This is a genomic window from Bradyrhizobium sp. 14AA (genome assembly GCF_054185205.1).
Map to the genome: position 1 here is coordinate 156,861 of NZ_JAVAYM010000007.1, position 24,787 is coordinate 181,647.

21 protein-coding genes, 2 tRNA genes and 1 pseudogene are annotated in these 24,787 nt (G+C 64.9%); 7 read left to right on the forward strand and 17 right to left on the reverse strand.

The features are described 5' to 3' along the window. Positions 1 to 94: 94 nt before the first annotated feature. The gene (locus RAD15_RS15505) at positions 95 to 1,942 is read right to left on the reverse strand and encodes a caspase family protein (RefSeq protein WP_458178837.1); all 1,848 of its coding nucleotides are present in this window, start codon (positions 1,940 to 1,942) and stop codon (positions 95 to 97) included. Between the two features lie 118 nt (positions 1,943 to 2,060). Here RAD15_RS15505 and RAD15_RS15510 point away from each other — a divergent pair. Beyond that, positions 2,061 to 2,138 (forward strand) — tRNA-Val (locus RAD15_RS15510). Positions 2,139 to 2,268: 130 nt separating this feature from the next. Here the strand turns inward: RAD15_RS15510 and RAD15_RS15515 are convergent. Next, the gene (locus tag RAD15_RS15515) at positions 2,269 to 4,095 is read right to left on the reverse strand and encodes a caspase family protein (RefSeq protein ID WP_458178839.1); all 1,827 of its coding nucleotides are present in this window, start codon (positions 4,093 to 4,095) and stop codon (positions 2,269 to 2,271) included. Between the two features lie 458 nt (positions 4,096 to 4,553). Between RAD15_RS15515 and RAD15_RS15520 the strand changes: the two genes are divergently transcribed. Next, positions 4,554 to 5,567 (forward strand): Pnap_2097 family protein, encoded by a 1,014-nt coding sequence (locus RAD15_RS15520; RefSeq protein WP_458178841.1) that lies wholly within the window; start codon positions 4,554 to 4,556, stop codon positions 5,565 to 5,567. Positions 5,568 to 5,573: 6 nt separating this feature from the next. Continuing rightward, positions 5,574 to 6,182, forward strand: coding sequence for an acetyltransferase (locus RAD15_RS15525; protein ID WP_458178843.1), 609 nt, complete (start codon positions 5,574 to 5,576; stop codon positions 6,180 to 6,182). Between the two features lie 46 nt (positions 6,183 to 6,228). Here RAD15_RS15525 and RAD15_RS15530 read toward each other — a convergent pair whose 3' ends face one another. Together RAD15_RS15530 and RAD15_RS15535 are read right to left on the reverse strand one after the other, a co-directional pair. Continuing rightward, positions 6,229 to 7,305 carry an acyltransferase family protein gene (locus tag RAD15_RS15530; protein WP_458178845.1) on the reverse strand — a complete coding sequence of 359 codons (1,077 nt, stop codon included), beginning with the start codon at positions 7,303 to 7,305 and terminating at the stop codon, positions 6,229 to 6,231. Positions 7,306 to 7,528: 223 nt separating this feature from the next. Then, positions 7,529 to 8,251: a hypothetical protein gene (locus RAD15_RS15535; protein ID WP_458178847.1), complete on the reverse strand. Its 723-nt coding sequence runs from the start codon at positions 8,249 to 8,251 to the stop codon at positions 7,529 to 7,531. A gap of 196 nt (positions 8,252 to 8,447) precedes the next feature. Between RAD15_RS15535 and RAD15_RS15540 the strand changes: the two genes are divergently transcribed. After that, positions 8,448 to 9,308 (forward strand): class I SAM-dependent methyltransferase, encoded by an 861-nt coding sequence (locus RAD15_RS15540; protein ID WP_458178849.1) that lies wholly within the window; start codon positions 8,448 to 8,450, stop codon positions 9,306 to 9,308. A 262-nt stretch (positions 9,309 to 9,570) separates the two neighbouring features. Here RAD15_RS15540 and RAD15_RS15545 read toward each other — a convergent pair whose 3' ends face one another. From RAD15_RS15545 to RAD15_RS15565, 5 genes are read right to left on the reverse strand one after another with little or no spacing between them, the layout of a single operon-like run. Further along, positions 9,571 to 10,551, reverse strand: a complete 981-nt coding sequence (locus tag RAD15_RS15545; RefSeq protein ID WP_458178851.1) for a cation diffusion facilitator family transporter — start codon at positions 10,549 to 10,551, stop codon at positions 9,571 to 9,573. Positions 10,552 to 10,553: 2 nt separating this feature from the next. After that, positions 10,554 to 13,766 (reverse strand): divalent metal ion exporter subunit IhpC, encoded by a 3,213-nt coding sequence (gene ihpC / locus RAD15_RS15550; RefSeq protein ID WP_458178853.1) that lies wholly within the window; start codon positions 13,764 to 13,766, stop codon positions 10,554 to 10,556. After that, on the reverse strand, positions 13,759 to 14,736 hold the full coding sequence (ihpB, locus tag RAD15_RS15555) for a divalent metal ion exporter adaptor subunit IhpB (RefSeq protein WP_458178855.1): 978 nt from the start codon (positions 14,734 to 14,736) through the stop codon (positions 13,759 to 13,761). The genes ihpC and ihpB overlap by 8 nt, the downstream gene beginning before the upstream one ends. Beyond that, on the reverse strand, positions 14,733 to 16,007 hold the full coding sequence (gene ihpA / locus RAD15_RS15560; protein WP_458178857.1) for a divalent metal ion exporter subunit IhpA: 1,275 nt from the start codon (positions 16,005 to 16,007) through the stop codon (positions 14,733 to 14,735). The genes ihpB and ihpA overlap by 4 nt, the downstream gene beginning before the upstream one ends. Positions 16,008 to 16,061: 54 nt before the next feature. After that, the gene (locus RAD15_RS15565; RefSeq protein ID WP_458178859.1) at positions 16,062 to 16,424 is read right to left on the reverse strand and encodes a hypothetical protein; all 363 of its coding nucleotides are present in this window, start codon (positions 16,422 to 16,424) and stop codon (positions 16,062 to 16,064) included. A gap of 51 nt (positions 16,425 to 16,475) precedes the next feature. Between RAD15_RS15565 and RAD15_RS15570 the strand changes: the two genes are divergently transcribed. Beyond that, entirely contained in the window at positions 16,476 to 16,802 is a 327-nt protein-coding gene (locus RAD15_RS15570; RefSeq protein ID WP_458178861.1) for a hypothetical protein, read from the forward strand. Positions 16,803 to 17,106: 304 nt separating this feature from the next. Beyond that, positions 17,107 to 17,994 carry a hypothetical protein gene (locus tag RAD15_RS15575; protein ID WP_458178863.1) on the forward strand — a complete coding sequence of 296 codons (888 nt, stop codon included), beginning with the start codon at positions 17,107 to 17,109 and terminating at the stop codon, positions 17,992 to 17,994. 2 nt (positions 17,995 to 17,996) lie between these two features. Here the strand turns inward: RAD15_RS15575 and RAD15_RS15580 are convergent, their stop codons facing one another. From RAD15_RS15580 to RAD15_RS15615, 8 genes and pseudogenes are all read right to left on the reverse strand, one after another. Continuing rightward, entirely contained in the window at positions 17,997 to 18,413 is a 417-nt protein-coding gene (locus RAD15_RS15580) for a hypothetical protein (protein WP_458178865.1), read from the reverse strand. Between the two features lie 59 nt (positions 18,414 to 18,472). Next, positions 18,473 to 18,811, reverse strand: a complete 339-nt coding sequence (locus RAD15_RS15585; protein WP_458178867.1) for an alpha/beta fold hydrolase — start codon at positions 18,809 to 18,811, stop codon at positions 18,473 to 18,475. Between the two features lie 88 nt (positions 18,812 to 18,899). Then, positions 18,900 to 20,150 carry a peptidase T gene (gene pepT, locus RAD15_RS15590; protein ID WP_458178869.1) on the reverse strand — a complete coding sequence of 417 codons (1,251 nt, stop codon included), beginning with the start codon at positions 20,148 to 20,150 and terminating at the stop codon, positions 18,900 to 18,902. 202 nt (positions 20,151 to 20,352) lie between these two features. Next, positions 20,353 to 20,661, reverse strand: a pseudogene (locus RAD15_RS15595) (HU family DNA-binding protein); the annotation flags it as partial. A 166-nt stretch (positions 20,662 to 20,827) separates the two neighbouring features. Beyond that, positions 20,828 to 20,904 (reverse strand) — tRNA-Asp (locus tag RAD15_RS15600). Positions 20,905 to 21,065: 161 nt separating this feature from the next. Next, positions 21,066 to 21,269 (reverse strand): hypothetical protein, encoded by a 204-nt coding sequence (locus RAD15_RS15605; RefSeq protein WP_458178871.1) that lies wholly within the window; start codon positions 21,267 to 21,269, stop codon positions 21,066 to 21,068. A 136-nt stretch (positions 21,270 to 21,405) separates the two neighbouring features. Then, complete coding sequence (locus tag RAD15_RS15610; RefSeq protein WP_458178873.1) at positions 21,406 to 22,698, reverse strand: spinster family MFS transporter; 1,293 nt, start codon at positions 22,696 to 22,698, stop codon at positions 21,406 to 21,408. A 57-nt stretch (positions 22,699 to 22,755) separates the two neighbouring features. Further along, on the reverse strand, positions 22,756 to 23,946 hold the full coding sequence (locus tag RAD15_RS15615; protein ID WP_458178875.1) for a Rieske 2Fe-2S domain-containing protein: 1,191 nt from the start codon (positions 23,944 to 23,946) through the stop codon (positions 22,756 to 22,758). A 173-nt stretch (positions 23,947 to 24,119) separates the two neighbouring features. Here RAD15_RS15615 and RAD15_RS15620 point away from each other — a divergent pair, with 173 nt between their 5' ends. Further along, positions 24,120 to 24,635, forward strand: coding sequence for a MarR family winged helix-turn-helix transcriptional regulator (locus RAD15_RS15620; RefSeq protein ID WP_458178877.1), 516 nt, complete (start codon positions 24,120 to 24,122; stop codon positions 24,633 to 24,635). The last annotated feature ends 152 nt before the right edge of the window (positions 24,636 to 24,787 follow it).

Sequence of the window (24,787 nt, forward strand, 5' to 3'; positions counted from 1 at the left end):
CGAGGGTCACACTTATACTGCGTTACCGATCGGCATCATGCATCCCAGCGCCGCGGTTGCGGCAGTTTCCGACTTTCCAATCATCGAGCTGGGCTCAGTTGCACTCCTCAATTTGCCTTTGAAGCACCACGCGTCCCATTGGAAGTTCCACCAATCTGCACCCGCTTCTAATCGGCCGACAACCAGCATTGTTGCAAATCATTTGTCCGCTCGTCTTTGCCTGCGGTTTCGCAGGCGATGATTCGACTTGCTTGCGCTCGTCATCCCGAGCTTTGGGCTGGTCGCGCGTCGCGACCGGCTTCTTGTCTTGCACCTTCTCGCATTCGTTGTCGTCATTGACGCGGTAGCCGGCGCGACACGTGATCTTTACGCAAGCATCGCCGTCGGCCTTGAAGCCGCGATCGCAGATCAGCGGGCAGACGCGTCCCGGCTTGGCCTTGATCGCGTCCAGCGCGTCGAAGCTCGCGAGCTTGGCGTCGAATTTGGTGCCGGCGTATTTGTTGAACAGCGCCAGCGAACGTTGTGACGAGGCATTCCAATCGCCGTCTGCGGAAGCTGTGAGGCAGCCGACGCGGCGGAGTTCCGACTGCACCAATTTCGTCGTTTCCTGCGGCGACATGGCCGGCGGAGTCGAAGAGGGCGCAACGGCCGCGATCTTCTGCTCCGCATTGCCTGAGGCCGGTTTCTCGGCGGCCTGCTTCGCTGCGAGTTCATCTGCGGCCTTGTCGCTCGCGAGTTTCTCGGCCAGCGCCTTCTCGGCGGCTTGCTTGTCGGCGAGCGCCTTCGCTGCTGCCGCCTCGGCGTCTTTCCGTCGTTGCTCGGCTGCGGCGGCCTTGGCTTCCTCGACCTGCTTGGCCTTCTCGGCGGCAAGACGCTTCTCCTCAGCCGCCCTGGCTGCGGCTGCCGCCTTGTCCTGCTCGGCCTTGTTGGCGCGCTCGGCGGTGAGGCGAGCCTTCTCCTCTTCCGCCTGCCTAGCCTTGTCCGCCGTGGCCGCGCGGGTTTCTTCGGCGGCGATCTTGTTCAGCTGGCCTTTCGCGAGATCGGCATAGAAGCCGCTTGGAAAGCGGTTGAGGAAGGCTGTCCATCCGTCACGCGTCCCGAGCTGAAGCGCCAGTTCGTAGTCGCGCCGGATCTCGCTGTCGGGGTTGGCCTGGGGGCCGGCGAAGACCGGCTTCGTCGCAACCAGCGGCACGTCGTCGCCGCCCAGCGAGCCGTAAACATAAGGCTCCTGCTTGTAGCCGGTGTTCTTGAGCACGTCGTCGCGGACGAAGCCGAATGCCTTGCGCAGGTCGAGCCCCGGCGTCGGCAGGCGCTCGACCAGCGCTGTGGCAAACGGGCTGTTTTTGGAGTCGCCGTCCGAGGCCGTGGAGCCGGCCTTTGCCGCGAAGGCGATCATGGTGTTCGGGCTGGTCGGCTCGACCTTGGCGAGGCCGCGGCCGATGGCACGCGCGGCCATGGTCCGCTTCATGGTTTTCGCGAACGGGTTGTCGCGGCAGGCATCGAGGATGACGAGCCGGAGCTGCCTGGCCGGCTCGACCGCGAACAGGGCGCGGTCCAGCGGCAGCGTTTCGTCGAGGACATCGCTGTCGGTCTCGAGGTTGGCATCCGTCGGGATCAGGTAATTGGCGCCGTCGAGCTCGATGCCGTGACCGGCATAATAGACCACGGCGACATCGGCCTCACGCGTCCTGCCACCGAAGTCGCGTAGCGCCCGGCGCATCTCCGCGGCATTGAGGTCGAGCTTGATTTCGACCAGGTCGAATCCCGCCTTCTTCAACATGCCGCCGACGAGGGAGGCGTCGTTCACGGGATTGGCGAGCCTCGGCGCGCTCTTGTAGGCGGAATTGCCCATCACGAGCGCCACGCGCTTTTCCGCGTGCGCCGAACCGCAGCCGAGACACAAGACCGTCAATAAAAATGGAAAAATCCGAAACACGCCCATTGCAGCCCCAAATCGCAATGTGACCAGAATAGGCCAGAGCATGCCATCAAGGCAAAGCCCCCATATGTGACCAACGTCACAGGCGTCCGGGCCAGCCCGCGTGGGGTTAATAGGTGGCGATGCGGTTAGCTCAGCTGGTTAGAGCATCTCGTTTACACCGACAGGGTCCGCGGTTCGAATCCGTGACCGCCCACCAACTCCACTTCGCGGGCTGCGGCTGGCGAGCGAGACTTCCAACAACTTCGCGATCCCGGAAAGCCGCCGCGGATACCCGATGGCCGACTTGTCGACGTCTTTTCTGCAGGAATGCTGCGCGGCTCCATCAGTTAGGGGCACACTTCCCTCTGCCCCACGGAACCCACTCCCGAGGAGCCAGCCCCCTCGACGTGGCAACCAGGCCTTGTGGGACGACATCCCGCCGCACCACAGAAAAGCTGGCTCGATGATTTCGCTTCAGGTTTGGGCGGCGACCTCTCTGCGTTCTTGCGCTCAGCATCTCGCTTTTGTCCATCATCGCGCTTCGCGACCGGCTTCTTGTCCTGCACCTTCTCGCATTCATTGTCGTCATTGACGCTGTAGCCGGCGCGACAGGTGATCTTCACGCAACCATCGCCGTCGGCCTTGAAGCCGCGATCACAGATCAGCGGGCAGACGCGCCCCGGCTTGGCCTTGATCGCGTCCAGTGCATCGAAGGTCGCGAGCTTGGTGTCGAACTTGGTGCCGGCATATTTGTTGAACAGCATCAGCGAACGTTGTGACGACGCATTCCAATCGCCGTCTGCAGAAGCTGTCAGACAGCCGACGCGGCGGAGTTCCGACTGCACCAATTTCGTCGTTTCCTGCGGCGACATCGCTGGCGGGGTCGAAGAGGGCGCAACTGCCGCGACCTTCTGTTTCTCGGCGGCCTGCTTCGCGGCGAGCTCAGCTGCGGCCTTGTCGCTCGCGAAATTCTCGGCCAGCGCCTTCTCGGCCGCTTGCTTGTCGACGAGAGCTTTTGCCGCTGCCGCCTCGGCGTCTTTCCGTCGTTGCTCGGCCGCAGCTGCCTTGGCTTCCTCGACCTGCTTGGCCTTCTCGGCGGCAAGGCGCTTCTCCTCGGCCGCCTTGGCCGCGGTTGCCGCCTTGTCCTGCTCGGCCTTGGTGGCCCGCTCGGCGGCGAGCCGGGCCTTCTCGTCTTCCGCCCGCCGGGCCTTGTCTGCCGTGGCCGCGCGGGTTTCTTCGGCGGCGATCTTGTTCAACTGGCCTTTGGCGAGATCCGCATAGAAGCCACTCGGAAAGCTTTTGAGGAAGGCTGTCCATCCGTCACGCGTACCGAGCTGAAGCGCCAGTTCGTAGTCGCGCCGGATCTCGCTGTCGGGGTTGGCCTGGGGGCCGGCGAAGACCGGCTTCGTCGCAACCAGCGGCACGTCGTCGCCGCCCAGCGAGCCGTAAACATAAGGCTCCTGCTTGTAGCCGGTGTTCTTGAGAACGTCGTCGCGGACGAAGCCGAACGCCTTGCGCAGGTCGAGCCCGGGCGTGGGGAGGCGCTCGACCAGCGCTACTGCAAACGGGCTGTTCCTGGAGTCTCCGTCGGAGGCGGTCGAGCCGGCCTTTGCCGCATAGGCGACCATGGTGTTCGGGCTGGTCGGCTCGACCTTGGCGAGGCCGCGACCGATCGCGCGAGCAGCGACGGTGCGCTTCATCGTCTTGGCAAACGGATTGTCGCGGCAGGCGTCCAGGACGATCAGGCGCAGTTGTTTCGCGGGCTCGACCGCGAACAGCGCCCGATCGAGCGCGACCGTCTCGTCGAGGACATCGCCGTCGGTTTCCAGCATCGCATCGGTCGGGATCAGGTAGTTGGCGCCATCCAGCTCGATGCCATGTCCGGCATAGTAGATGACGGCGACGTCCGCATCGCGGGTTCTGCCGGCGAACTCGCGCAGCGCCCTGCGCATGTCGGCAGCGTTCACGTCCAGCCTGATGTCGACGCTGTCGAACCCGGCCTTCTTCAGCATGCCGCCGACGAGGCTCGCATCGTTCACCGGGTTGCTCAGCCTCGGTGCGCTCTTGTAGGCCGAATTGCCGATCACCAGCGCGACGCGCCGTTCTGCGTGCGCCGGCGCGCAGCCCAGACAGCAGACGGCCAATAAAAATAGAAAAATCCGAAACGCGCCCATTGCAGCCCCAAATCGCAATGTCACCAGAGTAGTCGCAGAGTGCCATCAAGGCAAAAGCCCCTATGTGACGAACGTCACAGGCGGCCGCGCGGGAGTGGGCCAGTGTCAGTCCGCAAGTCACAACGGAGGGACGGCCAATGTGTGCTCTGCTTGATCTGATCTATCGAAACCGCTGCCGGGCTTGCCTGCGCGAGTTGCGACGCATGAGCCGGCGCGGCTCGATCATTCCGATCTGGTAATTTCCGGCTTGGTGCCCGTGCGCAGGCCTGCGATAATTCCGTGCGTGGGTTGGCGGCCTCTCGCCGATAATCCGTCCGGTTCCGTCTGTATCTTCTGCTTGCGGCCCGTCTGCTCGTCGGGCATATCGGCCCAAACGGGGACGCGTAGAGCGGCTGCCCCAACAAGGGAATGCTTCCGTCGGGGCGGTCGCGCGAGAAAGACTTGCCAGGGGACGTCGGATGCTGCGCCAGATCATTGCGGAAGAGGTACCCGGCAGCCCCGACTTTTCTGCTCCGCTCGCGGATCTGCCGATCGACAGTTTCGGGCTGGTGGTGCTGAGGGGAAGGATCGAGACTGCGCTTGGACGGCCCGTCAGTGACGAGGCCTGGGGACGCGTGGAGACCCTGAACGACATCCTGGCCCTTTCGTCGGTGCAGCAGCCTTCGCGCGCATCCGCAGCGGCGGCCATGGAGCGGCGCAGCCTGTTCGTGAACATGCCGCAGATGGCGATGGCAGGGCTGTCGGAGTCCTGGCTCCTGAAGGAGCTCGGCGACATGCACTGGACCATGATCACCTCGGGCCTCGGCAGCCCGAGCTCGGCATTGAAGGACGGCGGAGGCAACCGCCTGTACGCCACGTTCACGCGCATCGGCTATTCGCTGCGCAAGCCGCTCAGTGCGATCGGCGAGGATAGCGGCCTCGATCTCACCGGGACGATTTCCCGGTTCGGAGCCGGCACGTTCATCTCGGACATCACGCTGCGCCACGACCTTGCTGCGGGTGAGGCGCGCCTGATGTCGAATTTTTCCCGGCGTGGCGAAGCGAACAACACTTCGCTCCTGAAGGGGCAGCCGACGATTCCGCCGAATTGTCCGATTCCGGAAGTTCCGCTGCCGGCCTTCGTGTCGGAATACCGTGAGGTGAGGGCAAGGACGCCGGCAGCGCCGCTGTTCGAGACGGAATACGACATCATACCATTTCACGACGTCAATGGCGTCGGGCTGCTCTACTTCGCGTCCTATCCCATCATCAGCGACATCTGCGCGCTGCGATACTCGGCGGAGTTTTCCGAACAGAGCACGGTCTCGCGCGACATCTACTACTTTGCCAACGCCGACATTAAGGACCGTATCGTCTTCCGTATTCACAAATGGGAGCAGTCCGAAGCCGTGCTCGCGACGGAGACCTCCCTGTCGCGCAAGAGCGATGGTGTCGTGATGGCCTACATGCTGACGAAGAAATCCCAGGGCTAAGGTATAATGGCTAAGGCATATATCTTCGGTGGAGGCGGCCATGCGCGCGTGATCGCCTCGTTCCTCGATGTCTCGCCCGTCTTTGTCGTGCGCAGCCCGGACGGCGAGGCGGCGCTGCCCGGAAGCGTGATGTCCGAGGACGACTATTTCCGTGAGCTTCCGCCCGGGGACGCCTATCTCGGAATAGGCGCCAACGCGGCGCGCGAACTCTGTGCCTCGCGCTTGCGGGCAGCCAGGGTGAACATGCCGCCGTGCGTCGCTCCGACAGCCTTCGTCGCGCGGGACGCCGAGATCGAGAGCGGCGCCGTGATTTGTGCCGGTGCTGTCGTCGGCTCGAGAGCCCTGATCGGGCGTGACACCATCGTCAACACCCTTTCCAGCGTCGACCACGATTGTGTTCTCGGTGCGCTGTCCCAGGTGACGGCCGGTGTGACGTTCGGCGGAGGAGTCAAGGTCGGCGCCAATTGCTTCTTCGGCATCAAGAGCGGCGTCGTTCCGAACAGGACCATCGGCGACAATGTTCAGGTCATGGCCGGCAGCCTGATCACTGCCGATGTCGAGCCGAATGTCGTGATGGGCGGAAATCCGGCGCGGCTCGTCAGGCGCATCGGTTGAGGCCGCGCGATCGGCGGCCGGCGGGCTTTGCGGAATTTGATTGACGTTATCGCACCAGCTCCTGAGGCGCGACATCGCCGCTGGGCTCGTCCGCCGCGATCGGGATCGTCGCCGCTTGCCATTGGCGGAGCCAGGCGAGCGGGTTGGCCAGGAAGGCGGTCAGCGGTTTGATCGTGGGTTTCTCGACGAGCGCATAGACCAGCCAGGCGATTCCGCCGAGGAACGACGGGAGGACGAAGGCCCGTACCAGCAAGTCCGGAGTCGAGTCGCGGCCGATGTGTGCCCATTGCAGGATCATGTTCCCGACATCCTGATGGATCAGGTAGAGCGGATAGCTGATCAGGCCGACGAAGGCGAAAACGCCGAACCACCGCGGCAACAGATGGTCGTACCGGGCAGCAAGGTAGACCGCCGCCGTCCCGACCCAGAGCAGCACCGAGCGGTACATCTCGATCGGAACGGACGGCTGCCTGTAGTGGAAGACGAGATGATAGAGTTCGACGGAGGCAGCCACAGCAAGACCCGCAACCGCTTCCTTCGTGCGCCCCTTCACGATGGCGGCCACGCTCATTCCAGCAATGAAGAACGGAAAGAAATCGTTCGACGTGTAGTAGTCGGTGCTGGTGGTCAACGTGCGAAAGACGGTGATCGCGCACAGCATCATGATCAGGCGCTGCTTCTGGCCCAGAGCCATCATCATGCAGCAGAAAAAGTAGAACTGAAACTCGATCATCAAGGACCAGTAGGCCCAGTCCGGGGGCGCGTAGTTCTTCTGGAGAACGTTGAGCGTGGCAAGCGCGAAGGGCGTGTAGGCGTAATGGAGCCACGGTGCTTCCCGGCCATGCTCGACGAGATCCGGAGCCAGGTGCTTGAACAACGTGGTCAGAAAGCCGCAGACGATCAGCGCGGGCACCAGCCGGCCAACCCGCTTTGCGTAGAAGTGCCAGGCAGTCTTCGAGCTATCGACGCTGAACGCGATGCAATAACCGCTGATGATGAAGAACAGCAGGACGCCAAAGGTGCCCCGGTTGAATACCTGCATCGGGACGAAATGATAGAGCAGGACCCAGATAATGGCGATTGCGCGCAGGCAATCGATGCCGACTGATCTTTCGGATTTCAAAGGGTTACCCCATGTTTCCCGAGTTAGACCAGCGGTGCCCGATCGTGTCAACTCCGCGGCGGCAGCGACGGCCCGCATCCGGCGTCGCCGGAACAGGCCTTGCGTCCGGGAGCCGTCCTTCCGGTGAGGTGCGGTTGGCTCAACTGGTTAGAGCGCCGCCCGTGTTATGAAATCCTCGGAGACAAGCGCTCCCCGATCGCCTCAAGTCCCGCAACGGCTTACATCAGACTCTGATATAGGGGAGTGACTTGACGGCTTCCCACTGGCCGGGCTGAGCGATTCCGGAATAGCTCTGCCGGAACGTGCTCGGCCGCCATTCCCTGATCGGATCCAAGGTGCCGTCCGGCGTGAAAAAGGCGTTGCCGCCATTGTCCGAAATTGCCGCCAGACCATAGCCGTGCTGGCGGCACAAACCGGCGAGGGCGGTCAGCGAAGCGCCGTGATACCATCCGCTGCTGTGCTTTTGATGTCGGTCGAAAGCAGGATCGTAAGGCACGCTTATCGGCTCTACGCCGAATGTTGAATTATACTCCACCGAGATCACATCTGGCCTTGAGTCGATCAGGGCCTTGAGGAACCAGTAATCGTTGCCGTCCACGTCGATTGACAGGACGCCGATCTTTCGAAAATGAGAAGCAATAGAGCCGATGTTCTCGAGGCTGAGGAAGCTATGAACTGCCTCTACGTTCGGTGGCAGCAACGCTTTCGCATCTTCAACCTGGGTCCGATTGCCGTCTATGAGAAGACCCCTCCAATCGGGCCGACGCGCCAGGCTGGCGCAGTTGAATTCGGCAGGGTGGAAACCGAATTCGACGAATGTCTTTTCGCAGCGTTCCGCCAAGCGATCCAAAATGACGGTTTCGTTCGACTGGCTCTGTGGCCGCCGCATCTTGTGACGGTAATAAGCCCGCCTCAGGGCAGGGATCTTCTTTATCAATGAACGCATGCAGCGCTTCTACCACCCCGGGGCGAACCCATTCAAGCCGCCTGCGTTGCAGCATGTCGAGCAGAGCAGCGGCCGAGCTCGCCCAACAAAGGGCTGCGCCGGGGGGCCTGACGTGATATCGCCGCTGTGCCGGCGGCCGCGCGATTGGACGGCGATGGCGGCAGGCGTCGCGTGAACGGGAATGACCGGAGATATGATGCAACAGCCAAGCGGACACGCAGAGAACGCCGACCAGATTGCCTATTGGAACGGACCGAGCGGGCAGCGCTGGGCCGACCGCCATGCGGTGCAGGAGAAGCTGCTCGGGCCGATCGCGGACGTCCTGGTCGATCGCGCCGGGCCGAAGCCGGGCGAGCGTGTGATCGACGTCGGTTGCGGCTCCGGCGCGACGACCGTGGCGTTCGCGAAGGCGGTGGCGCCTGATGGCTTCGCACTCGGTCTCGACGTCTCCGATCCCATGCTCTCGCAGGCGCGTGCGTTTTCGCCGAAAGGCCTGCCGCTCGACTTCGTGCTGGCGGATGCGACGGTGCATCCGTTCGAACCGGCGAGTTTCGACCTCCTGGCCTCGCGCTTCGGCGTCATGTTCTTCGCCGATCCGATTGCGTCCTTCACCAATCTCCGCCGTGCGCTGAAGCCGTCCGGGCGGCTCGCCTTTGCCTGCTGGCGCGAGCCCAAGGAAAACCCGTGGATGATGGCGCCGCTGATGGCGGTCTACAAACACGTGCCGAAGATGCCGCCGGTCGGGCCGGAGGAGCCGGGCCCGTTCGCCTTCGCCTCGGAGGAGCGCGTGATGCGCATCCTGAAAGGTGCCGGCTTCGCGGACGTGGCGATGGAGCCGCACAATCTTGCGATGGACATCGCGATCGGCGGCGGGCTCGACGCCGCGGTCGACGGCGCGCTCCAGATCGGCCCCGCCAGCCGGGCGCTGCAAGGCCATCCGCCCGAGACGTACGAGGCCGCAAAAGCCTCGATCCGCGAAATGCTCGCGCCGTTCCTGAAGGGGCAGAGCGTGGCGCTGCAGGGCGCGATCTGGATCGTGACGGCGAAGGCGGGGTAAGCGCAAGCTATCGTAGCGGTTTGCGTCTCTATCAGACCCGTCATCCTGAGGTGCGAGTGGCGCGATGCTCAGCATCGCGCCGAGAGCCTCGAAGGATGAACGGCCGGGATGCAGCCGGGCCGTCGCCCTTCGAGGGCCGCTGAAGAAGCGGCCACCTCAGGGTGACGGTGAGAGATTTGGGACGCTGCGCCAACCTCGTCATTCCTAGTGACAGTGTAGATGCGTATGCGCTCAATCGGCGAATATCATCCGCAGCAACCCCCTACACCACATCATCCGGCGCCAGCGCGCAGCCATTGTCCGGATGGGTCTCGACCTGGAGCGTGGTGTGGCCGATGCGGAAGGATGTCTTCAGCAGCTGCGCCGTCTCCATCAGGAATGCGTCGGCGGCCCCAGTGGGCATGACGAGGTGGCAGGTCAGCGCCGTCTCGGTGGTCGAGATCGGCCAGACGTGGAGATCGTGGATCGCCGACACGCCCGGCCGCGCCAGCAGGAATGCCCTGATTGCGGCCAGGTCGGTGCCCTTGGGCGCCGCGGCCATCGACATGTTGATGGAGCCGCGCAGCAGGCTCGTCGTGCTCCAGAGGATGGTGGCGCAGATGACGAGGCTGGTGACGGGATCGAGCCAGAGCCAGCCGGTCCAGATGATCAGCGCCGCCGAGACCACGACGCCGAGCGAGACCGCAGCGTCGGCGGCCATGTGCAGATAGGCGCCTTCGATGTTGATGTCGTCCTTGCGACCGCTGGCGAACAGCATGGCCGTAAAGCCGTTGATGAGGATGCCGATGCCGGCGACCACCATCACGGTCACGCCCGCGACCGGCTCCGGCTCGCGCAGCCGCAGGATCGCTTCCCAGCCGATCGCGCCGGTCGCGACCAGCAGGAAGACCGCATTCGCCAGCGCTGCAAGAATGGTGGAAGCGCGCAGGCCATAGGTGAAGCGGCCGCTCGGCGCGCGCTTTGCCGCGATCGACGCGCCCCAGGCCACGACCAGGCCGAGCACGTCGGACAGGTTGTGGCCGGCGTCCGCAAGCAGCGCGGTGGAGTTGCCGATATAGCCATAGACCGCCTCGGCCACCACCAGCGCGGTGTTGAGCGCGATACCGATCGCGAACGCCTTGCCGAAACTGGCGGGCGCATGGACATGCGCGTGGCCGGGACCGTGGGCATGGCCGTGATCGTGCCCATGGTCATGGCCGGCATGGTCATGATGGTCATGACCGTGATGGTCGTGGTTGCCCACCTCTAGCGCTCCCCGGAAGCTGCCAAATCGGTCGCCATTGTAGGCGTTTCGCTTCTCACGTCACGGCGGAACAGCACGTAGAGCGCCGGCAGCACCAGCAGTGTCAGCATGGTCGAGGAGATGATGCCGCCGATCACCACGGTCGCAAGCGGCCGCTGCACTTCGGCGCCGGCGCCGGTGGCGATGGCCATAGGAACGAAGCCGAGGGAGGCGACCAGCGCCGTCATCAGCACCGGCCGCAGCCGCGTCAACGCGCCCTCGCGCACGGCGTCGGCGATGGGCCGTCCCTCGCTGCGCAGCCGTTCGATGAAGGCGATGATGACGAGGCCGTTGAGCACGGCGACGCCCGACAGCGCGATGAAGCCGACGCCGGCGCTGATGGACAAGGGAATCCCGCGCAGCAGCAGCGCCGCGACGCCGCCGGTCAGGGCCAGCGGTACGCCGGAGAACACCAGCGCCGCATCCGCCGCCGATCCCATGCCCATGAACAGCAGCAGGAACACCAGCAGCAGTGCCACCGGCACCACGATCGTCAGCCGCTTGGTGGCGGAGACCAACTGCTCGAACTGTCCGCCCCAGCCGATCCAGTAGCCCGGCGGCAGCTTGACCTTCTCGGCGACGGCGGCTTGCGTCTCGGCGACGAAGGAGCGCAGGTCGCGCCCGCGGACGTTGGCCATCACCACCACGCGGCGCTTGCCGTTCTCGCGGCTGATCTGGTTCGGGCCCGGCGCGATCTCGATGGCCGCGACCGAGGACAGCGGTACGTAGCGCAGCGCCGTCCCCGATGCACCCGGCCAGGCGGTCTTGGTGACGGCGGCCGCATCCTCCCCCGGCGGCAGCGGGATCGGCAGCGACTTGATCGTCTCGGGGTCGGCTCGCAGGTTTTCCGGCAGCCGCACCACGATGTCGAAGCGGCGATCGCCTTCGAACAGCTTGCCGACCGGCTTGCCGCCGATCGCGATCTCGACCAGATTCTGCACCTCGCCGAGGCTGAGGCCGTAGCGCGACAGCGCCTGGCGGTCGAGCTTGACGGTGAGGATCGGCAGGCCCGCGATCTGCTCGGTCTTGACGTCGGCGGCACCCTCGATGCCGCGGACCACGCCGTTGACCTGCTGGGCGATCCCGGCGAGCACGTCGAGATCGTCGCCGAAGATCTTGACGCCGACGTCGCTGCGGATGCCGGCGATGAGCTCGTTGAAGCGCATCTGGATCGGCTGGGTCATGCCATAGGCCGTGCCGGGCAGGGTGTTGGCGGCGCGTTCGATCTCCTCGATCACCTCGTTCTTCGGCTTGGCGGGATCGAGCCATTCCTCGCGCGGCTTCAGCGTGACATAGGTGTCGGCGACGTTCGGCGGCATCGGGTCATTGGCAATCTCGGCGGTGCCGACCTTGGAGAAGATGGTCGCGACCTCCGGCACCTGCTTGACCGCCTTCTCCAGCCGCAGCTGCATGTCGACGCTCTGGGTCAGGCTGGTGCCGGGAATCCGGATGGTCTCGATGGTGATGTCGCCTTCATCCAGGCTCGGGATGAACTCGCCGCCCATGCGGGTCGCGGCGAAAAGGCTGCCGGCGACGATCAGCACGGCACCGAGTGCGACGCTGGCGCGGTAGCGAATGGCGCGGTCGAGCAGCGGCACGTAAAGCCGCTTCGCTTCGCGCATGAAAATGTTCTCCTTCTCCGAGACCTTGCCGGTGACGAAGATCGCGATGGCGGCCGGGACGAAGGTGACCGACAGCAGCGCCGCGCCGGCGAGCGCCATCAGCACGGTCAGCGCCATCGGCGTGAACATCTTGCCTTCGGTCCCGGTCAGCGTCAGCACCGGCAGGTAGACCACGGCAATGATCAGCGTGCCGAACAGGCTCGGCTTGATCACCTCGCCGCTCGCCGCGCGGATGGTCTCGAGCCGTTCTTCCAGCGACAGCAGCCGGCCGCGGCGATGCTGCTCGGCAGCGAGCAGCCGCAGGCAGTTCTCCACGATGATGACCGCGCCGTCGACGATGATGCCGAAATCGATGGCGCCGAGGCTCATCAGATTGGCGCTGACCTTGCTCTCGACCATGCCCGTGATCGTGAACAGCATCGACAGCGGGATGACGCAGGCGGTGATCAATGCGGCGCGGATGTTGCCGAGAATCAGGAACAGCACCGCGATCACCAGCGCTGCGCCCTCGACGAGGTTCTTCTCGACGGTCTGGATGGTCGCTTCGACCAGATGCGTGCGGTCGTAGACGGCGCGTGCGATCACACCGTCGGGCAGCGACTTCGCGATCTCGGCGAGCCTGGCCTTCACGCGCTGGGCTACCGTGCGGCTGTTCTCGCCGATCAGCAGCATGGCGGTGCCGAGCACGGTTTCGCTGCCGTTCGCCGTCGCCGCACCCGAGCGCAGGTCCTGGCCCTCCTGCACGTCGGCGACGTCGCGGATGCGCACCGGCACGCCGCCGCGCGAGCCGATCACGATGTCTCTGATGTCCTCGATGTTGGCGACCTGGCCGGGGGCGCGGACGAGATATTGCTCGCCGTTGCGTTCGATATAGCCGGCGCCGATATTGGCATTGTTGGCGGCGAGCGCCGTCATGATGTCGCGGAAGCCGAGCTTGTAGGCCATCAGCCGGCCGGGGATCGGCAGCACGTGGAATTGCCGCTCATAGCCGCCGATCGAGTTGACCTCGATCACGCCCGGGATGGTGCGCAGCTGCGGCTTGATGATCCAGTCCTGGATGGTGCGCAGCTCCGTCGGAGTGAATTCGGCGCCGGTCGGCGATGTCGCGCCGGCCTTGGCCTCGACGGAGTAGACGTAGATCTCGCCGAGCCCGGTCGAGACCGGCCCCATCGCAACCTCGGTACCTGCAGGCAGCTGGTCCTTCGCCTGCTGGATGCGTTCGTTGACAAGCTGGCGCGCAAAATAGATGTCGGTGCCGTCCTGGAACACGACGGTGACCTGGCTCAGGCCATAGCGCGAGATCGAACGGGTGTAGTCGAGCCTGGGCAGGCCGCCCATCGCGGTCTCGAGCGGGAAGGTGATGCGCTGCTCCGCTTCGAGCGGCGACAGGCCCGGCGCCCGCGTGTTGATCTGGACCTGGACGTTGGTGACGTCGGGCACTGCGTCGATCGGCAGGCGCGTGAAATTCCAGACGCCGAAGGCGCCCGCGGCAAGGGCGAACAGGACCACCAGCCAGCGCTGGCGGACCGAGAAGGCGAGGAGGGCGTCAATCATGGTCCGCGTCTCCCTTGCCCATCTCCGCCTTCACGACGAAGCTGTTCTCGGCGACATAGCGCTCGCCGACCGAGAGCCCGGCACGGATCTCCACGAACCTCGGATCGGAGTCGCCGAGCTCCACCGGGCGTGCCTCGATCTTGTCGCCGTCCTCGCGGACGAACACGATGGTCCTGTTCTCCAGCGTCTGGATCGCGCTGCGGCGCACGGCGACCGCGACGTTGCGCGCTGCGAGGATCAGCCGCGCCGTGACGAACAGGCCGGGACGCAAGCGCCCGTCGGGATTGGGCAGCACCACGCGCGCCAGCGCGGTCTGGGTCTCGCTCGAGCCGATCGGTGCCATGTAGGAGATGGTGCCCTTGATCTCGCCGCGGCCGTCGTCGGGATCGATCAGCACCTCGTCGTTGATCCGGACGCGCCGGAGGTCCTGCCGGTAGATCGACAGGTCGACCCAGATCGAGGAGAGGTCGGCGACGACGAAGGCCGGCTTCTGCTCCGACGCATATTCGCCGAGCGAGATCTGCCGCTCGATGATGGTGCCGGCGATCGGCGCCTTGAGCTCGTAGACGGTGAGGCTCTGGTTGCTCTCGATCGCGGCGAGCAGATCGTCCTTGGCCACCTTGTCGCCGATGCGCTTCTGGATCGATTTGACGATGCCCGGAAAGCGCGGCGTGACCTGAACGACCGCCTCCTGATTGGCGCGCAAAATGCCGTTGAAGGCGAGCGTATCGGTCAGCGCCGCACTTGCGGCTTCCGCCAAGGTCACGCCGGCCGCTGCCAGCTTGACGTCGGAGATGCGGATGCGGTCTGCGCCGTGCTCGTCCTGCTCGACATGGTCGTTCGGCTTCTCTGGCTTCTTCTCCGCGGCATGTTCGGCGGGCGCGACCCTGGCCGGCGCGACCAGTGAATAGCCGAAGGCGCCGAGTGCGGCGGCAATGACGGCGGCGAGAATGGTGGAGGACGTCTTCATCGTGCGCTCTCCCGCGCCAGCGTGAAGGGATTGCCGACGAGGCCTTCGATGATCGCAACGCCGGCGTGGAAGTTCTGGAGCGCCTCCTGCTCGCGCAGCCGCGCCTGGGTGACGCTTGCCTGCGCGTCGAGGACTTCGAGCAGCGTGAATCGACCCTGGCCGTAACCTTGCGAGATCGCCTCCGAAGCTTCAGTGGCCTTGGGGATGGCGGTCTCGCGCAGCACCGCGAGTTCGCGCAGCGAACCCTGGAGCGAATCGTAGGCGCGGCCGGCAATCACGATCAGCGTGTTGCGATTGGCCTCGCGCTCGGCCTTGGTCTTGGCGAGGCTTTCCTGCGCCGAGAGGATATTGCCCTGGTTCTGGTCGAACACGGGGATCGGCACCGAGACGGAGAGGCGCACCGCGTCGTCATTGGTCTCGTTGAAATGGCGCCAGCCGGCGGCGATCCGCACGTCGGGATAAGGCCTGAGCCGCGCCATCAGCAGTTCAGCATTCCGCTGCGCGTAAACCGCGGTCCAGCGCACCAGCTGCGGATTGGCATCGATGGCGGCGACCACCGACTGGAACGTCGGCGGCTTGCCCATGGTATCGAGCCGGCCGGAGACCTCGCCGAATTTCGCGGCGGGATCGCCCATCAGCACCGCAAGCTCGCGCCGGGCGCTCGCCAGCGTCGCCTTGAAGCGCTCGCGGTCGGCCTTCACCAGGGCGGAGGCGACCTCGGCGCGGCCGGTTTCGGCCGGCGAGGAGGCGCCGGCCTCGACGCGGCGGCGCAAGAGCGGCGTCAGCTGGTCAATGGCGGTAATCTGCTCGTCGAGGATCTGGATGCGCCGCTGGGCGCCGAGCACGCTGAGGAACGCGATCGCGGTCTCCGACAACACCTCCAGCCTGACGGCCTTGCGCTGGATCGCGGCGACCTCGATGCCGGCGGCGCCCGCGGCAATCCGCGCCTCGCGCTTGCCGAACAGCTCGAAGGCCTGGCTGATCTGAAGCGTGGTCTCGGCCGATCGCGTGCCGCGATAGTTGCCGGAGCCGAACGAATTGTCCTGCTCGTAGGACAGTTCCGGATTGAGAAGCGCGCCCGCCTGGATGCGCTGGCCCGTGGCGACGCCAACGTCGCGCTCCGCCGCCGTGAGCCGCGGGCTCGCGGCCAGCGCGCGCGACAACGCGCTGCGCATCGTCAAGGTCTGGGCGTGAGACGGCGCGAGCGCCAATCCGGCAATCAGACACGCTGCCGCGCACGCCATGCGCGCGGCCATTCCCCTGCAAAACATGAAACCGACCTGTGAAGGATGAACCTAATGGGCGCAGGCGCCCGACCAATCCGTTCAGGCAATATGCTTGGGAGGCGGGGAGTCGGTATCGGGGACAATGCCGGCGAGCCGGGGTGCACGTTGCGGGCGCGTTGTCGACGCAAGCGCCACCGATGCGGCCGTCGGCGCCGGCTGGACCACCGCCACCGAGAAGCAGCCATGGCAATGATGCCCGCCGATCGCCTTGTGGTCGCCGTGGCCGGTTGAGCCATCAAGCACCGCAGCAATCTCCGAGCCGCCGCCGGGCGTGGTGACGTCGATGTCGTGCAGGCCGTGCAGCGCGCCCGCGAGCAGATAGACGACCGCGATCAGCACAGACAGCAGCCCGCGCCAGTTGCGGGGGCGGCGAAATCCTGAGGGCTGGCGGGTCGCGAGCACGTCGTCACTTTCGTTGCGGTCTGTGCCCGGCCTAGCATGGCGGCGGGAACAGTGTCGACCCGCAACATTGTTACGTCCCTTGAACAATTGCCGCAGGACGTGAGCAGCTCATTGGCGCGTGATCGGGCTCAGTTGAGCATCGGCTGCCGCTTCGCGTGCCATCTCTGGAACATCGCCGGGTTCGACCGAGACGATGGCGCAACGGCCGGCTTCCATCGCCAGCTCCAGCCATTTGATGGCTTCGTCGATCCATTTGTCGTGCTGCTCGGGATCGGCGATCGCCTTTTCCCGAAATGCATCTGCCTGATGAAGGCACGCCGTTCTGCGATCCACGCGGCTCTCCCCGATCCGGAGGTTCCGCCCCGGTCGCATCCTTGAGGATCGGAGAGCCGGCGTCGTTAACATAGGACAGGAAGCGCAAAAGGAAGGCCCCAGCCCGGGGCTGACCGGCTGAGGCCTTTTGTGCTCACAATCTTCATCCTTGGGACTCGAGCAGACAATCCGCATCTCGCCGGTTCGTTCCACGCCCGATGCTGAATTAGGAACGTTCGTCATTCCTCCCCATTAGCGAGCAGAAACATTTGAGGAGGATGGGCTATGGACGGACTGATTTATCTCATCGGCTTGATCGTCGTGATCATGGCGATCCTGTCGTTCTTCGGCCTGCGCTGAGAGAACGGCAATGGAAACTCTCGTTCAGGACAACGCGATGGAGGGCGGCCTGGCTTCTGCCGAGGACCGCCGCACCATCCAGTGGAGCTCGGTGCTCGCAGGCGCCTTCGCCGCGGGGGCAATGTCGTTCATCCTGGTCAGCTTTGGCGTTGCCATCGGCCTCGGTGTCAGTTCGGCCTCGCCGACATGGCGCGATGCGTCGGTGGCGCTGGCGCTGCTCTCCGGGCTGTATCTGATCATCCAGGCGATCATCAGCTTCGGCTTCGGCGGTTACATCGCCGGCCGGATCACGCAACCGGCGCCGGCGCTGGCGACGATCGAGGACGATGCCGAGCGGCGGGACGGGCTGCACGGGCTGATGTCTTGGGCTCTCGCCGTGCTGATCGGCGCGGCGCTGCTGGCCATCATCGGTGCTGCCGCGATCGACCGTTCGCCGATGCGCAGTTCGGCCGGGACTGCAACCTCCGCCGAGCCGCTGTTGAGCTATGAGCTGGATAAGCTGTTCCGCGCCCCGCGGCGGCCACCCAACACCGACATGCGGGAAGCCCGCGCCGAAGCCGGACGCATCCTGATGACGTCGTCGAGCCATGGCGGCGTCAGCACCGACGATCGAACCTATCTGGTGCAGCAGGTCGCCGCACTGACGGGACTGGCGGCGCCGGACTCCGAGCGGCGGGTCGACGCGGCAATCGCGGAGGCCCATACGGCCATCAGCCGCGCGCGGCGCAACTCGGTCATCGTCGCCTTCTCGGTCGCCGCTGCGGCCCTGATCGGCGCCGCCGTGGCCTGGGCTGCAGCGGTCGCCGGTGGTCGGCATCGCGACGGAGAGCCGTTGCCGAACTGGATGGCAAGCTCGAACCGCTTCCATCGCAGCCCACGTACGATGCCGGTGCCGTAAGCCTACAGGTCTGCTCCCGCATGCCGGTGGATGAATCCGGCAATGAGAGACGTGATTTCAGCTGGGCGCTCCAGACTGGGCAGATGGGCCACGTCCGACAGTTCGTGGCCCTCCGCCCCCGGGACAGCCGCGACGACATGGCGACAGCGTTCTTGAACGTAAGGGAAATCGAGATCGCCCCACACGACCAGGGTCGGCACCGCGACCTCACCAAGCCGGTGGAAGAAGGGGCGGATGTCAACATCTGAGCCGAACGGTGGAGAGCGGAGCGCGAGGCCGTTCATATCAAGCAGCAGATCGCGAGCGGGACCGGCGACGCGACCTTCGGGCGCGAGCGGTCCATCCAGCCAGAGGCGCGCCTTCATCGCGTTCATCCGATCGAGGTCGCCGGATGCCTCGGCCTCCCTCGATTGCTTCATCAGTTCCTCGATGTCGGGGGAATAGACCGGATCGGGGGCGCCCGCGACATTCGGGGCAATCAGAACGAGGCGTGAACACGCGACGGGTGCCGGACAGCGGCATCGAGCGCGATGCGACCACCGAGAGAGCAGCCGACGAGGATTGCGGGTTTGCCGTTCGCAGTCGCCTCCAGCACCGCCACGAGGTCTGCGAGGGCCGAAAAGTCTTCGGGCTCGGCGCGCGTTTCGCCGAACCCGCGTCGGTCATAGGCGACCGCCTTGTGAGTGCCAGCAATCCCGTTCAATTGTGCGCGCCACATGCGCCGGTCGCACACGTTGGCATGAAGAAAGACGACGGCAGTGCCGTCGCCCGCAACCTCTGTTGCGAGCCTGGCGCGACCGGATGCGATGTGTTGCATGAAATGCAGATCCAGGATTGGCGACGCTGCTATGCGCCCGGACAATGGCCGGGAGCAAGCCCGGCCATGTCGGTGTCCATGAAAGGCGCTAGGCCTTCTCCTCCCAGATCATCGCGAGATGGACGATGGTCTGCACCGCCTTTTCCATGTCCTGCCGGCTGACCCATTCGAGCCGCGAATGAAACGCGTGCTCGCCGGCAAAGATGTTGGGGCAGGGCAGGCCCATGAAGGACAGGCGCGAGCCGTCGGTGCCGCCGCGGATCGCGGTGCGCATCGGCCGCAGGCCGGCGCGGCGGATCGCCTCGATGGCGTATTCGAGGATGTGCGGGTGACGGTCGATCACCTGCTTCATGTTGCGGTACTGCTCCCGCACCTCGAATGTGTAGGTCGAGCGCGGATAATCCTTCATCACGTCCTGGACGATGCCCTCGAGCAGAACCTCCTTCTCCTTCAGCCCTTCCTCGGTGAAGTCGCGCACGATGAAGGACAGCGTCGCCTGCTCCAGCGCGCCGTCGATCCCGATCGGATGCAGAAAGCCCTGCTTGCCTGAGGTCGTCTCCGGCGAGCAGCCTTCCCTGGGCAGGCGCTCGACGATGGCGGCCGCGATCTTGATCGCGTGCTCCATCTTGCCCTTGGCATAGCCGGGATGGGCGCTGACGCCGTTGATGGTGATGGTGGCGCCGTCGGCCGAGAAGGTCTCGTCCTCGACGCTGCCGGCGCTCTCGCCGTCCATGGTGTAGCCGAAATCGGCGCCGAGCTTCTTCAGATCGACATTGTCGACGCCGCGGCCGATCTCCTCGTCGGGCGTGAACAGGATCTTGATGGTGCCGTGCTTCACGTCGGGATTGTTGATGAAGAAATGCGCGGCATCCATGATCTCGGCGACGCCGGCCTTGTTGTCGGCGCCCAGCAGCGTGGTGCCGTCGGTCGTGATGATGTCGTTGCCGATCTGGTTCTTCAGCGCGGGGTGCTCGGCAAAGCGGATCACCTGGCTGGTGTCGCCAGGCAGGGTGATGTCGCCGCCGCGATAGTTCTTCACCATTTGCGGCTTGACGTCCTTGCCGGTGACGTCGGGCGAGGTGTCCATGTGCGAGCAGAAGCAGATCACCGGCACCTTCTTGGTCGTATTGGCCGGAATCGTTCCGTAGACGTAGCCGAACTCGTCGAGATGGGCGTCCTCGACGCCCATTGCCTTGAGCTCGGCGGCGAGCACGCGGCCGAGATCTTTCTGCTTCTCGGTCGAGGGCGAGCGAGGGGATTCCGGATCGGACTGGGTGTCGATGGTGACGTAGCGCAGGAAGCGCTCGGTCACGGTGTGCGAAAAGATGAGGGAGGACATTTCTGGTCAAACCGCCGGGTCAGGGGAGAAAGGCGATATACCAGAAAAGCGGGCCGCCTTGCGGCCGGAACGATGACGGATCAGGCTTAATGAAAAGTAGGCAAAGCGTTTTCGAGCAAAGTGGATCCCGGTTCGCGTAAAGAAAAACGCGTTAAAACTAGAGTCTAGAGCCCCGTCCGGTGCAATCGGAACGGAAATGGCTCTAGATCGCCTCTTTCAGTTCCTTGACCGGTCGGAACGCGACCTTCTTGCTGGCCTTGATGTGGATCGGCTCGCCGGTGGCGGGATTGCGGCCGGTGCGGGCGGCGCGCTTGCGGACCTGGAGGATGCCGAGCCCGACGATGCGGACCCGGTCGCCTTTCTTCAGGTGTTTGGTGATCAGGTCGACCATGTCGGTGAGCACGGCTTCGGCGTGCTTCTTCGACAGGTCCTGGCTTTCCGCGATGTCGGCGGCGAGATGCTTGAGGGTGATGGTGGCGGGAGCGGCTGCCTTCTTCGCCATATCTGGCCTCCTCGGTTCTTGCCGGTGGCCGGAAAGACGGCGCTGAGCACGGCAAGTTCCCGAGGCGTAGACGATTCGGGCGCGGGCTGACTATGCCACGAGTTCCCGACTTCGCGGGCAAGGCCGCGAAAGGCATCGAGAAGTTCGGGCTAAGTTTTTGAAGGGGTTGCCAAAATGGCGCGAGAGACGGGGCTCGAACCCGCGACCTCCGGCGTGACAGGCCGGCGCTCTAACCAACTGAGCTACTCCCGCGTGGCTCGCTGAAAGCGCGCGGAACGAGGGGGGACTTAAAGGCGGGGCTTGGTGAAGTCAAGGACGTTGCGGCCTCGCCAGTGTATCTCGGCTAAGTATTGCATTGGAAAACGAAAAAGGCCGCCCGGAGGCGGCCATGGGTCAGCCCGAAACAGTGTGTCTCAGCGAATCTCCGACGTGCCCGCGCTGGTGACCACGACCGGCTTGCCGGCCTTGACCACGTGGGCGGACTGGGCGGTCTGGCTGTAATCGGCGTTGGTGCGCGCTGCGATCCCGAAACCGGCCACCGCAATGCCGGCAACCAGCGCCACCACCACGATCTTCAGGTGGGTCGCACGATCAGCAGAGTGAATGGAGTGGTTCATCTGAGCCTCCCGACGGGCTTTGCCGCCGTCTGTAGGCTCATCTCTTAAGGACCATCTGTTTCCGGATGGTTTCGCGGGTTCCGCAAAATGGTTTCATCTGCCCGCCCGGCTGGTTTCGCCGGGCAGGCCCGTGGCCTCAGGCAACCCGGCCGATATCATTGCGGATCGAGCGGGCGGCCCAGATGAACAGGAGGGCACCCAGCGTGGTCGTGACCGCGGCCGAGAGCAGGGAATAGCGCACGGCCTCGGCGCCATAACTGCCCTTCAGCGCATCGTTGACCATGCCGACCGCGAGCGGGCCGACACCCTGGCCGAAGCAGGTGGCGGTGAGTGCGATCAACGCGGAGGCAAGCGCCCGCATGCTCGGCTTGGCCACCGTCTGCGCGATCGCGAAGATCGGGCCGAGATGGAAGCCGACCAGGAACGAGGTCAGCGCCAGCATGGCGACCATCATCTTGAAGTCCTGCGTCAGCATGCAGATCGCGAACACCGGCCCGGCGAGGCCTGAGGTGATCGCGGGCGCCCACAGCTTCCAGCGGTCGTCGCGGCGGCTGATCTGCGCCACCACGAAGCCGCCGAGCAGGGTGCCGGCCATGCCGGCGAGGCCTTTGAAGGTGCCGGCATAGGTGCCGATCTCGGCGCTCGACAGATGGTGCACGCGCGCCAGGAACGGCGGGATCCAGGCCGCGGTCGCGTAGTTGGTGTAGGTGGTGAGGCAGAAGCCGATCAGGACGACGATGAAGCTGCGCTGGGACGCCAGGAAGCGCAGCGTCGGCCCGAGCGGCTCGGGGACGAAACTCTCCTGCATGGCGCCGCGCTTCGGCTCGGAGATCGTCAGCCACAGGATCAGTGCGAGCAGGATACCGGGCAGGCCGGCGACGTAGAAGGCCATCCGCCAGCCATAGTGCTGGTTGATGTAACCGCCGACGAAATAGCCGAGGAAGACGCCGAGATAGGTGCCGATGGCGTAGATGCCGAGCGCGCGTGGACGCTCGTTCTTGGCAAAGAGATCGGCGACGATCGACTGCGAGGCCGGCGAGCCCGCGGACTCGCCGATGCCGACGCCGATTCTCGCCAGCGCCAGCGAGGTCAGGCTGGTGGCCGCGCCGCACAGCGCGGTCATCGCGCTCCAGAACGCAAAAGCCACGGCCACGATGTTGCGCCGGTTGAGCCGGTCGGCGACGCGGGCGATGGGAATGCCGAGCAGGGAATAGAACAGCGCGAAGCCGAAGCCCGCGAGCAGGCCCATCATGGTGTCGCTGAGGGCAAACTCCTTCTTGATCGGCTCGATCAGCACGTTGAAGATCGTGCGGTCCAGGAAGTTCAGCGCGTAGATGATTGTGAGCAGCCCGAGCACGTAATAGCGCCGCGCCGAGGGCTTGGCCGCGGCAGCCGCTTGCACCGACACTTGTGACGTCACATCGACCATCGCTTCCCCCAATTTGTCTTTGTTATCGTTGTCGGTCCAGCCCTGAGGGCTGATAGCTCATCCTTCGCGGATGTAATTCCCCGCTTCGAATTCGACCGGCGGCGCGCTTGCGTCGAACGAGACGCCGATCGGGTCGCGGCCTGCGGCGAGCGCTTCGAGCTGGTCGCTCAGCATGCGCCGGATCAGCAGGATGCCGCGGTCGCTCTGGCCGAAATGCTCCTCGGAGTGAACCGTCGTCTCGCCCTGTCCGACCTGGGCTTCGTAATCGCCCGGGAATAGCTGGTGCTCTTCCTCGGTCATGTCCCACCAGAACTTGCCGTTGAATTTCGAGCGCATGCGGCTGATCTCGCCGGGAGCCTTGACGCGGCCGGCGACGTAGATGCGGAAGGACGCATCGTCGATCGGAAGAACCCAGCCGATCGACTCGACGCGGGCGAACTGCGCGACGCGCGGGTTCGGCACGACACGCAAGGTCGGCAGCGCGGCCTCGCTGACGCGATAAAACACCTTGCCGTCGTCCTGCTTGCGTTCGGAGCGCACGAGGACGCCGCGCGGCGACTTCTCGAACTTCACCTCGGGGATCGACGCCATCATGTTGGTGAATTGCGGTCCCGAGAACGAGCCGTGCAGCACCGGCACGTGATAGGGATCGACCACGTTCTCGAAATGCTGCAGCCAGTTGCAGGGGATGACCGCGGGGCCGCCGCCGCCGATCGAGGAATCGTCGGCCTCGACCAGCTCGCCGTCGTCCATTGTCTCCAGGCATTCGTAAGCCGGCAGCACCGGACGTTTCTCGGCCGGGCCCATATAGGCGAAGATCAGGCCGTAGCGCTCCTCGACTGGATACCAGGGCTGGCGCACCTTGTCCCTGAACTGGCCGCCGTCGGGCTCGCAGGGCTGCTCCAGGCAGTGGCCCTCGGTGTCGAACTTCCAGCCGTGATAGCAGCAGCGGATGCCGTCTTCCTCGACCTTGCCATAATAGAGCGTGGTGCCGCGGTGGCAGCAGCGGGCGTGCAGCAGGCCGGGGCGGCCGTGCTTGTCGCGGAACAGCACGAGATCCTCGCCGAGCGCGCGCACCTTCTTCGGGGTGTCGGTGGCGTCACCGATGAGCCCGACCGGATGCCAGTAGCGGCGGAGCAGTTCGCCCATCGGCGTGCCGCGCACAACCGAGGTGAGCTCGGTGCGGGTGTGCGCCGGCTTCATCGCATAGGCCGTGCCGAGATCGCGATCCCGCTGGGTGATGGTCATGCTGGTCCTCCCGCTGTGGGCCGTGACGGCCGGGCCTTTTTTTAAGGTGTTGGCGCCAGTGAAAGATAATTCGATGACAATGTCAACGATCCTCTAAATGCCTCTTAGTCGCATTTGAGGAGGCGGCCGGCATCGGGCTTGGCAGGCCCCGGCTTTCTTGGCAGAGGTGGACCATGAGCCAGAGCGAGAGCAGGGGCGGGTCGACGTCGCCCGAAGCGGACGAGAGCGAGCCGCCGGCGCCGATCACCGTGATGCTGTCGTCGCGGTTGATGGTGCTGGCCAATTTGCTCAAGCGCGGCGCCATCCTGCGCTACAAGCGCCTCACCGGATTGTCCTCGGTCGAGTTCGGTCTCGTCGCCTCGCTCGGCCGCCGGCCGCCGATGAGCGTGGCGCGGCTCGCCGAGGCTGTCGGCCAGGACAAGGGACAGATCAGCCGCGCGCTGGCAAATCTGTTGTCGCGCAAGCTGATCGCAAAATCGGCAAATCCGAAAGACAGCCGCGAAGTGCTGATCTCGCTGACGACCGCGGGCCTCGCTGCGCATGATGCGATCGTGGAAGGCGCGCAGGAGCGCAATCGCCGGCTGCTGGAACTTCTGAGCGAAGCCGAGTTCCTCACGCTGCTGGAACAGGTCGATCAGCTCACGGCGATCGCCGCCGAGATGCTCGAGAGCGAGAAGAATTCGCGCTGATGTCTCGGCAATTGCCGGAAATATTGGATCGCTTCTAAGAGTCTCTCTAAGAAGCTTTCAATTAGGGAATTCGCGCACCCTCACATAAGCGTCACCCCAAGCGCATGCCGTTGCCGGGACACGGCGGCATGACGCATCGAACATGCAGCTTT

Bases quoted from the DNA above. Each gene is read 5' to 3' on its own strand.
- RAD15_RS15580 (WP_458178865.1), bottom strand. From the start codon at position 18,413: ATGAAGCAATCGAGGGAGGCCGAGGCATCCGGCGACCTCGATCGGATG.
- pepT (WP_458178869.1), bottom strand. From the start codon at position 20,150: ATGTCCTCCCTCATCTTTTCGCACACCGTGACCGAGCGCTTCCTGCGC.
- ihpB (WP_458178855.1), bottom strand. From the start codon at position 14,736: ATGAAGACGTCCTCCACCATTCTCGCCGCCGTCATTGCCGCCGCACTC.
- RAD15_RS15610 (WP_458178873.1), bottom strand. From the start codon at position 22,698: ATGGTCGATGTGACGTCACAAGTGTCGGTGCAAGCGGCTGCCGCGGCC.
- RAD15_RS15540 (WP_458178849.1), top strand. From the start codon at position 8,448: ATGCAACAGCCAAGCGGACACGCAGAGAACGCCGACCAGATTGCCTAT.
- RAD15_RS15505 (WP_458178837.1), bottom strand. From the start codon at position 1,942: ATGGGCGTGTTTCGGATTTTTCCATTTTTATTGACGGTCTTGTGTCTC.
- RAD15_RS15515 (WP_458178839.1), bottom strand. From the start codon at position 4,095: ATGGGCGCGTTTCGGATTTTTCTATTTTTATTGGCCGTCTGCTGTCTG.
- RAD15_RS15520 (WP_458178841.1), top strand. From the start codon at position 4,554: ATGCTGCGCCAGATCATTGCGGAAGAGGTACCCGGCAGCCCCGACTTT.
- ihpC (WP_458178853.1), bottom strand. From the start codon at position 13,766: ATGATTGACGCCCTCCTCGCCTTCTCGGTCCGCCAGCGCTGGCTGGTG.
- RAD15_RS15575 (WP_458178863.1), top strand. From the start codon at position 17,107: ATGGAAACTCTCGTTCAGGACAACGCGATGGAGGGCGGCCTGGCTTCT.
- RAD15_RS15615 (WP_458178875.1), bottom strand. From the start codon at position 23,946: ATGACCATCACCCAGCGGGATCGCGATCTCGGCACGGCCTATGCGATG.
- ihpA (WP_458178857.1), bottom strand. From the start codon at position 16,007: ATGTTTTGCAGGGGAATGGCCGCGCGCATGGCGTGCGCGGCAGCGTGT.
- RAD15_RS15585 (WP_458178867.1), bottom strand. From the start codon at position 18,811: ATGCAACACATCGCATCCGGTCGCGCCAGGCTCGCAACAGAGGTTGCG.
- RAD15_RS15535 (WP_458178847.1), bottom strand. From the start codon at position 8,251: ATGCGTTCATTGATAAAGAAGATCCCTGCCCTGAGGCGGGCTTATTAC.
- RAD15_RS15605 (WP_458178871.1), bottom strand. From the start codon at position 21,269: ATGAACCACTCCATTCACTCTGCTGATCGTGCGACCCACCTGAAGATC.
- RAD15_RS15620 (WP_458178877.1), top strand. From the start codon at position 24,120: ATGAGCCAGAGCGAGAGCAGGGGCGGGTCGACGTCGCCCGAAGCGGAC.
- RAD15_RS15525 (WP_458178843.1), top strand. From the start codon at position 5,574: ATGGCTAAGGCATATATCTTCGGTGGAGGCGGCCATGCGCGCGTGATC.